We start from the raw sequence: 7,645 nt of genomic DNA on the forward strand, positions 1-7,645 counted from the left end.
CGGGCGGTCTCGAGTGCTCGCCGCCGAAGTGGATACCGGTTCGGCGTAAGCGAGCGCGTTGCATCAAGAACTGAGGGCCGTTCCCGATTGCCCCCCGATCGGGAACGGCCCTCACGGCGGGCCCATGGGCTTGACGGGCTGGGTTCGATACGGGCACCGCCGGGCGCGCCTTCCGGCCGCGTCCTCCGCGTCCGGTCCAGACCGCTTCGGAGACACGATGGCCCCGGCAGACGCCCCGACACCCGCCCTCGTCGATCTCGCCGCCGGCCGCGCCCCGCAGAGCGTCGTCGAGGCGGATGGGACCTGGCTGGAACTCGACCTCGGCGGCCGCTTCCCGGTCCAGTCCGTCGTCGTGATCCCGGGCGGGGAGGGCGGTTCGGCCGCTAAGGGCGCCATCCTGTTCTCGCAGGACGGCGCATCCTGGTCCGAACCCGGTATCGCGTTCCGTCAGGTCGAGTCGGGTGTGGGCACTGCCGTCATCGAGGCAGATGAGCGCGCCTGGACGCGCTCCGTGCGCGTTGCGATTCCGGCCGCGATGCCGAACGCCACGGTCCGGGTCATGTGCGAGGAGGCCGCGTTCGACCTGATCGCCCTGCGGGCTATGCTGGGCCTCGACGTTTCGCTCCTGAACGAGAAGCCCGGCGCCAACGCCTTCACCGCCTACACCCTGGAGAGCAGTCCGGGCCGCACGAGCCGCGCCCTGGTGGGCGTAGCGGTGTACCAGAACGGCGCCTTCGGCAACTGCCTGATCCAGTACATCATCGCGCTGTCCGTCGCGAAGGCGCTGAACCTGAAATACGTGGCGGTTCCGAAGTTCGACCGCAGCAAGGTCATCTTCCTGACCGAGCGTCTGACCTGTGACGGCATCACCTTCCTGCCGCCGGACGAGCCGCTGCCGGCCGATGGGTATTTCCTGTCCGGCCTGTTCTTCGATCCGACGCAGTTCCAGCGGCAGGTGAGCCTCGACGCGCCGCCGGATTCACGGGCGATCATCCAGGGGATGATCCGCCCTCTGTTCAACGGCTTGCCGGCGACGTTCCCGCCCAAGCCTGACGACCAGCTCCTGATCCACATCCGCTCGGGCGACATCTTCAGCACCTGGGTCGACCCGCATTATCCCCAGCCGCCCTTCGCGTTCTACCGCATGGTGATCGACCGGCTGCTCGGCGAGGGCCGCATCCGTTCGGTCAAGCTGGTCTTCGAGAACCGGCTGAACCCGGTGATCGCCGAGGTCGAGGCCTACGCGCGGGGCCTCGGATTGCCGGTGGAGACGCAGAGCGAGTCGCTGATCGCCGACGTCACGGCCCTGGTGAACGGCCGCTACCTCGTGTTCGGCCTGGGGACCTTCGGCCCGGCGATCTGCCACCTGTCCGAGCGGGTCGAGCAGGTCTTCTACTTCGCGTCCAACTGGCCGCAGATCTTCCGGGGCATCCCGTCGATTGACCGGGTGGTCGAGGTCCGGGATTTGGAGGAGCGCTACATCAAGGTCGGCGAGTGGCAGAACACCGACACGCAGCGCCGGATGATGATCGAGTACCCGGCCGAGGCGCTGGCCTTCGACGACGCTGCCTGAGGATCAGGGCTTGTCCTCACGGTGCTCGACGGGGTCCGCGATCGCCCCGCGCGCCTGTACGGCATCCCGGTACAGGCGCTCGACGTCCCGCTTGAATGCGGCCCGGGAATCGTCCCGAGAGTAGAACATGTGGCCGCCGGGGTAGACCGCGAGGCTGACCCGCCCGGCGCCGTAGGCCGGCACCTGTGCGAGCAGGAGCTTCGAGGCGTAGTAGGGCGTCACGAGATCGGTGAAGCCGTGGGCGACGAGCACCCGGAGCCGGCCGTCCAGCGCCAGCACGCCCTTCAGGTTTGACAGCGCCTCCGGGGCCTGGCGGCCCGAGCCCCACGTCCAGCCGCGGTTCACGGCATTGTTCAGCAACTCGTAGCGCATGTTCGGCACCGGCCATTTCAACGTGCGCGCGTAGAGGTCGAGCATCGCGCTGGTCAGAGGCGCCTGGAGTGCGGTGAGCTGGGGGTCCTCGAAGCCCGATTGCGCTGCGTCCGGATTCGGATCCCAGCCGGTGATGCCGGTGTCGTAGGCGCTGGTGACGCGCTGCTCCGCCCGGTCGAACTCGCGCTGAACGCTGCGGGTGGACAGGCGCGCCGCCTGCGCTTTCACGAAGGCTGCGTCGAACCCGGTGAAGGCCGCGACCTTGTCGGTCATGCGCGCAACGGCGGCCTTGTCGCCGGGGCCCTTGAGCAGGTCGGCGAGGTAGGGGCCCACCGCGTAGGCCTCGGCGTCGCCGAGCAGAGCCGGGCTCGGCGCCGTGCCCGCCCGTTCGAGGGCGCCGGCCGCCAGGGACGGCAGCTTCAGCACGTAGCCCCAGGGATTGGCCCGCGGGGTCTCGAGCCAGCCGAAATCCAGCACCGGCGACAGCAGCACCAGGCCGGACAGGCCAACGCCGATATCCTCCTGCAGCTTCTCGGTGATCAGCGGCCCGCGGAAGCCGCCGTAGCTCTCGCCGACGAAAAATTTCGGGCTCGCCATGCGGTCGTTGACCCGCAGGTAGCGGGCGATGACGGCCGCGAGCGTGGCGGCGTCGCTGTCGATGCTCCAGTAGCTCTTGCCGTTCCCGTCCGCGGCCCGGCTGTAGCCGGTGCCGACCGGATCAATGAAGACGAGGTCGGTGAAGTTGAGCCAGGTGCCATCATTGGGCGTCAACGCTACCGGTTGCGACGGGCTGATGCTGGCGCCCCCGGTCGGCAGCCGCCACGGGCCGATCGCCCCGATATTCAGGTAGGCGGACGCCGCCCCCGGACCGCCGTTGACCGCGAAGGTGACGGGCCGCTCGCGCCCGGACTGCGGGGCCATCGTGTAGGCGACGTAGGCCACCTCGGCCTGAAGCTTTCCGGCCTCGTCGACGAGCGGCAGGCTGCCGGCCGTGGCGGTAAAGTCGAGGGTCCGTCCATCGGGGAGCGTCACACTCTGGCGGGTGGTCGAGTCCGGCGGCAGGCGCCGGCCCTCCGGCCCACGCGGAGCCGGCTTGGCCTCCGCTTGCGGGCCGGGATGGTGTGCGTCCTGCGCGTGGAGCGGCAGCGGCGCCGCCAGGGTCAGGACGAGCGCGGCATGCGCGAGACGCTTGCGGAGGAGCACGGTCAAGCCTTCTTGTTCCAGCGGCCCGAATCGTCCTGCTGCCAGTAGGCGACGGTGTGGCCCGCCTCCTTGGCCTGGCGCCACTGCTCGCGGGCGCGCAGCAGGGCGTCCTGGTCGGTCCCGTCGAACAGGATGCAGATCCGCTCGTAGCTCTCCGCGTCCGGCGGCAGGTCGGCGCCCTCCACCAGGAATCGGATGGAGGCCGTGTTGGGGTTCACGTCGCGGAGCGTCAGCACCACCGGCTGTCCTGACGCATCGGGATCCCGGTCGGTGCCGTGGGGCAGAAAACTCTCGTCGGAATAGGTCCACAGGTGGTCATCGAGGGCCTGAAGCCGCTCCTCGGTGGCCGCCTGGATCGCGGCCTGCCAGCCCCGGCCGAGCGAGCGCTCGACGAGGTTCGGCAGCACCTTCTCCAGGGGCTGTCGCTGCATGTGGTAGAACAGGATCTCGGTCACGGTCCGACCGATATAGGGTTCGGGGCCACGGCGCGAGCAGCGGCGCGGAGCCGCGCCCCGGCGCTCAGACCAGCCGGCTCTGCTCGATCGCCGCGCCGACGAACCCCTTGAACAGCGGGTGCGGCTCGAACGGGCGCGACTTCAGCTCCGGGTGGAACTGCACGCCGATGAACCACGGGTGCCCGACATGCTCGACGGTCTCGGGCAGGAGCCCGTCCGGCGAGAGGCCGGAGAAGCGCAGGCCCTTCGCCTCCAGCCGCTCGCGATAGGCCATGTTGACCTCGTATCGGTGGCGGTGGCGCTCCGAGATCTGCGTGGAGCCATAGATCTGGGCGATCTTCGAATCAGGCTCGAGCTGCGCGTCGTAGGCGCCGAGCCGCATGGTGCCGCCGAGGTCGCCGACCGCGGCGCGGCGCTCCAGCTCGTTGCCGCGCAGCCACTCGGTCAGCAGCCCGACCACCGGCTCGGAGGTCTCGCCGAACTCGGTGGAGTTGGCGTCCGGGACGCCGGCCAGCGAGCGGGCGGCCTCGATCACCGCCATCTGCATGCCGAAGCAGATGCCGAAATACGGGATGCGCTTCTCGCGGGCGTAGCGGGCCGCCCGGATCTTGCCCTCTGCCCCGCGCTGGCCGAAGCCGCCGGGTACCAGGATGCCGTTGAGGCCTTCGAGGAACGGCGCCGGATCCTCGCGCTCGAACACCTCGGCCTCGATCCATTCGAGGTTGACCTTCACCCGGTGGCTGATGCCGCCATGGATCAGCGCCTCGGTGAGCGACTTGTAGGCGTCCTTCAGCCCCGTGTACTTGCCCACGATGGCGATGGAGACCTCGCCCTCGGGGTTGCGCACCCGGTCCGATATGGTGGTCCAGCGCCCGAGATCCGGCTCCTCGCCGTGCTCCAGGCCGAAATGGCCGAGCACCTCCCGGTCGAGCCCGGCCTTCCGGTAGGAGAGCGGCACCTCGTAGATCGAGGCCACGTCGAGGGCCTCGATCACCGCGGTCTCGCGGACGTTGCAGAACAACGCGAGCTTGCGCCGCTCCTCGACCGGGATCGGCCGATCGCAGCGGCAGAGCAGGATGTCGGGCTGAATGCCGATCGAGCGCAGCTCTTTCACGGAGTGCTGGGTCGGCTTGGTCTTCAATTCGCCCGCCGACGGGATGTAGGGCAGCAGCGTCAGGTGGACGTACGCGCAGGTGCCGCGGGGCAGTTCCTGGCCGAGCTGGCGGATCGCCTCGAAGAACGGCAGCCCCTCGATGTCACCGACCGTGCCGCCGATCTCGACCAGCACGAAGTCGAACGTGTCGTTGCCGTCGAGGACAAAATCCTTGATCGCGTTGGTGACGTGCGGAATCACCTGGATGGTGGCGCCGAGATAGTCGCCGCGCCGCTCCTTGGCGATGATGTCCTGGTAGATCCGGCCGGTGGTGATGTTGTCGGCCCGGCTCGCCGGCACGCCGGTAAAGCGCTCGTAATGGCCAAGATCCAGGTCGGTCTCGGCGCCGTCGTCGGTGACGAACACCTCGCCGTGCTGGGTCGGGCTCATCGTGCCCGGATCGACGTTCAGGTAGGGGTCGAGCTTGCGCATCCGCACCCGGTAACCCCGGGCCTGGAGTACGGCGGCCAGCGCCGCCGAGGCGAGTCCCTTACCGAGGGAGGAAACCACGCCGCCGGTGATGAAAACGTACCGCGTCATGGGCCTCGGTCCATACAGAAAGCGCTGGCCTTTGCCAAACGGCAAGCCTGCCGGCGATGGAATGGTTGGGGATCAGGCGGGCAACGGGAACGGCCCGCCAGGGCGGACCGGAGCTGAGCCGAATCGTCGGCCCTCGCTCATCCGCCGCCTGACCTCTTGCGGCTCACGGGGCCGGTTGTCACGCGCGTCCAGTGCCGACCCGGTATCCGTTTCGGCCATGCGCCGCGTCAGCGCGACTGCGGCGCCTCGGGTACGGCCGGCTGGGCCGGGGCGGTCGCGGGCGCCCGGTCCTGCTGCTGGCGCAGGGTGTCGAGCAGGTTGTCGGCCCCGGTCGGCTGCTTGGCCGGCTGGCCGGCGGGCGTCGACGCGCCGGTGTCGAGGATCGACTTCGGCGCCGCCGAGCGGTGCGACATCACGGCGAGCAGCATGCTGGTGGTGAAGAACAGGGCGGCCAGGATTGCGGTCGCCCGGGTCAGGGCGTTGGCCTGGCCGCGGCCGGTCATGAAACCGCCGACGCCGCCACCACCGCCGCCCCCGCCGAGCCCGAGGCCGCCCTCGGAGCGCTGGAGCAGCACAACGCCGATCAGCGCCAGGACGATGATGAGGTGGACGACGATCAGGACGGTCTGCATCGGTGTTCCGGAATCTGGTGCGGCTTCGCGCGTCGGTCCCGAGGGGCGGTCCGGCGGCGGGCGCGGGGCGGCCGGTGCCAGACGTCGGACCTGGCGCGCCGGTCGCAAATCTGCCCCGGGCCATACACCACTCGCCGGCCGGCGCCAACTTGACGATCGGCCCCCGGTTGTTCCCGGTCGGCCTCGCGTCCGGCACCGGACCGTGCTCTGTCGGGCGGGAAGGCGGCTCATCGAACGCGCCGCCCCGCCCGGGAGGCCCGCCATGACCATCTCACGCCGTTCGGCGCTCGCCGCCGCGTTCGCCGCGCCGATCCTGATTCATGCGCCGCCGGGACTCGCCGCCGGACCGGAGGCCTCCGGCCAGACCGCCGAGGTCGAGGCGGCGGTGGATGCCTTGACCAAGGCCCTGCTCGCGGCCGACGGCACCGCCCTCGCGTCCCTCACCCTGGACGGCTTGAGCTACGGCCATTCGAGCGGCGTTGTGCAGGACAAGGCGGCCTTCGTCGGCGCGCTGACCAGCGGCGCCTCGCGCTTCCCCAGCATCACGCTGTCGGACCGCTCGGCCTCGGTGATCGGGGAGGACGCGATCGTCCGGCACGTCTTCACCGGTGAGACCGTCGCGGGTGGAAAAACCTCGCCGGTCCATATCGGTGTGCTGCAGGTCTGGCGCCGGGACGACGGCCGCTGGCGCCTGATGGCGCGCCAGGCGTTCAAGCTCTGACGCGCGACCAGTTCGCCGCTCAGTAGCGCGACGGGACGAGCATCTCCGGCGGGGTCGGCGTGCGGATGTAATCCGCGTGGCGAACCCGCTCGGGCAGGTGAACCGGCGGATGCTCGACGTCCTGGTAGGGGATCTGTTCGAGCAGGTGGCTGATGCAGTTCAGCCGGGCGCGCTTCTTGTCCACAGCCTCGATGACCCACCAGGGCGCCTCGGGGATGTGGGTGCGGGTCAGCATGTCTTCCTTGGCGCGGGTGTAGTCCTCCCAGCGCCGGCGGGATTCGACATCCATCGGCGACAGCTTCCACTGCTTCAACGGGTCGGCGATGCGCATGTGGAAGCGCAGGGCCTGCTCCTCGTCGGTGATCGAGAACCAGTATTTCAGCAGCACGATGCCGGAGCGCACCAGCATGCGCTCGAACTCGGGCACCGAGCGGAAGAACTCTTCGACGTCGGCATCGGAGCAGAAGCCCATGACGCGCTCGACGCCGGCCCGATTGTACCAGGAGCGGTCGAACAGCACGATCTCGCCGCCGGCCGGCAGGTGGCTGACGTAGCGCTGGAAGTACCATTGCGTGCGCTCGCGCTCGCTCGGCGCCGGCAGCGCCGCGACCCGGCAGACGCGCGGGTTGAGGCGCTGGGTGATCCGCTTGATCACGCCGCCCTTGCCGGCCGAATCGCGCCCCTCGAACAGGACGACGACGCGCAGCTTGCTGTGCTGGACCCAGTCCTGCAGGCGGACCAGCTCGTGCTGGAGGCGCAGCAGCTCCCGGAAATAGAAGCGGCGGTCGCTGCCGGAGCCGGTCCCGCCCTCGAGGCTGTCGAGGCGGTCGTCCTCGAATCCGAGTTCCATCTCCTCGTCGTAGCTGTCGAGGATCTCGCGGCGGATCATGTCCACCATCGATGGGTCGGCGCGGTCGTGATCGATGGTCATGGCAGGCTTCGCGGTCGGGTGTCGTCACGCCCCACAAAGCAGGATCGTGTGACAGTCCCGAGACC

7 protein-coding genes are annotated in these 7,645 nt (G+C 69.6%); 2 read left to right on the forward strand and 5 right to left on the reverse strand.

The window, feature by feature from the left end; all coding sequences use genetic code 11:
* The first annotated feature begins 217 nt into the window (after window positions 1-217).
* Window positions 218-1,573, forward strand: a complete 1,356-nt coding sequence (locus FV233_RS06145; protein ID WP_147896927.1) for a coagulation factor 5 8 type domain-containing protein — start codon at window positions 218-220, stop codon at window positions 1,571-1,573.
* Between the two features lie 3 nt (window positions 1,574-1,576).
* Here the strand turns inward: FV233_RS06145 and FV233_RS06150 are convergent, their stop codons facing one another.
* From FV233_RS06150 to secG, 4 genes are all read right to left on the reverse strand, one after another.
* Entirely contained in the window at window positions 1,577-3,148 is a 1,572-nt protein-coding gene (locus FV233_RS06150) for a peptidase S10 (protein ID WP_147896939.1), read from the reverse strand.
* A 2-nt stretch (window positions 3,149-3,150) separates the two neighbouring features.
* Window positions 3,151-3,603: a DNA polymerase III subunit chi gene (locus FV233_RS06155; protein WP_147896928.1), complete on the reverse strand. Its 453-nt coding sequence runs from the start codon at window positions 3,601-3,603 to the stop codon at window positions 3,151-3,153.
* A 64-nt stretch (window positions 3,604-3,667) separates the two neighbouring features.
* On the reverse strand, window positions 3,668-5,296 hold the full coding sequence (locus tag FV233_RS06160) for a CTP synthase (RefSeq protein ID WP_147854407.1): 1,629 nt from the start codon (window positions 5,294-5,296) through the stop codon (window positions 3,668-3,670).
* A gap of 227 nt (window positions 5,297-5,523) precedes the next feature.
* Window positions 5,524-5,928, reverse strand: a complete 405-nt coding sequence (secG, locus tag FV233_RS06165) for a preprotein translocase subunit SecG (RefSeq protein WP_147896929.1) — start codon at window positions 5,926-5,928, stop codon at window positions 5,524-5,526.
* Between the two features lie 262 nt (window positions 5,929-6,190).
* Here secG and FV233_RS06170 point away from each other — a divergent pair, with 262 nt between their 5' ends.
* Window positions 6,191-6,649 (forward strand): nuclear transport factor 2 family protein, encoded by a 459-nt coding sequence (locus FV233_RS06170; protein WP_147896930.1) that lies wholly within the window; start codon window positions 6,191-6,193, stop codon window positions 6,647-6,649.
* A gap of 19 nt (window positions 6,650-6,668) precedes the next feature.
* Here the strand turns inward: FV233_RS06170 and ppk2 are convergent, their stop codons facing one another.
* Window positions 6,669-7,580, reverse strand: a complete 912-nt coding sequence (gene ppk2, locus FV233_RS06175; RefSeq protein WP_187277719.1) for a polyphosphate kinase 2 — start codon at window positions 7,578-7,580, stop codon at window positions 6,669-6,671.
* Between the last annotated feature and the right edge of the window lie 65 nt (window positions 7,581-7,645).

The sequence above is a fragment of the Methylobacterium sp. WL7 genome (assembly GCF_008040085.1).
GTDB lineage: Bacteria > Pseudomonadota > Alphaproteobacteria > Rhizobiales > Beijerinckiaceae > Methylobacterium > Methylobacterium mesophilicum.

Coding starts and splice junctions, on each gene's coding strand:
- FV233_RS06145 (WP_147896927.1), top strand. CDS start 218: ATGGCCCCGGCAGACGCCCCGACACCCGCCCTCGTCGATCTCGCCGCC.
- FV233_RS06160 (WP_147854407.1), bottom strand. CDS start 5,296: ATGACGCGGTACGTTTTCATCACCGGCGGCGTGGTTTCCTCCCTCGGT.
- secG (WP_147896929.1), bottom strand. CDS start 5,928: ATGCAGACCGTCCTGATCGTCGTCCACCTCATCATCGTCCTGGCGCTG.
- FV233_RS06170 (WP_147896930.1), top strand. CDS start 6,191: ATGACCATCTCACGCCGTTCGGCGCTCGCCGCCGCGTTCGCCGCGCCG.
- ppk2 (WP_187277719.1), bottom strand. CDS start 7,580: ATGACCATCGATCACGACCGCGCCGACCCATCGATGGTGGACATGATC.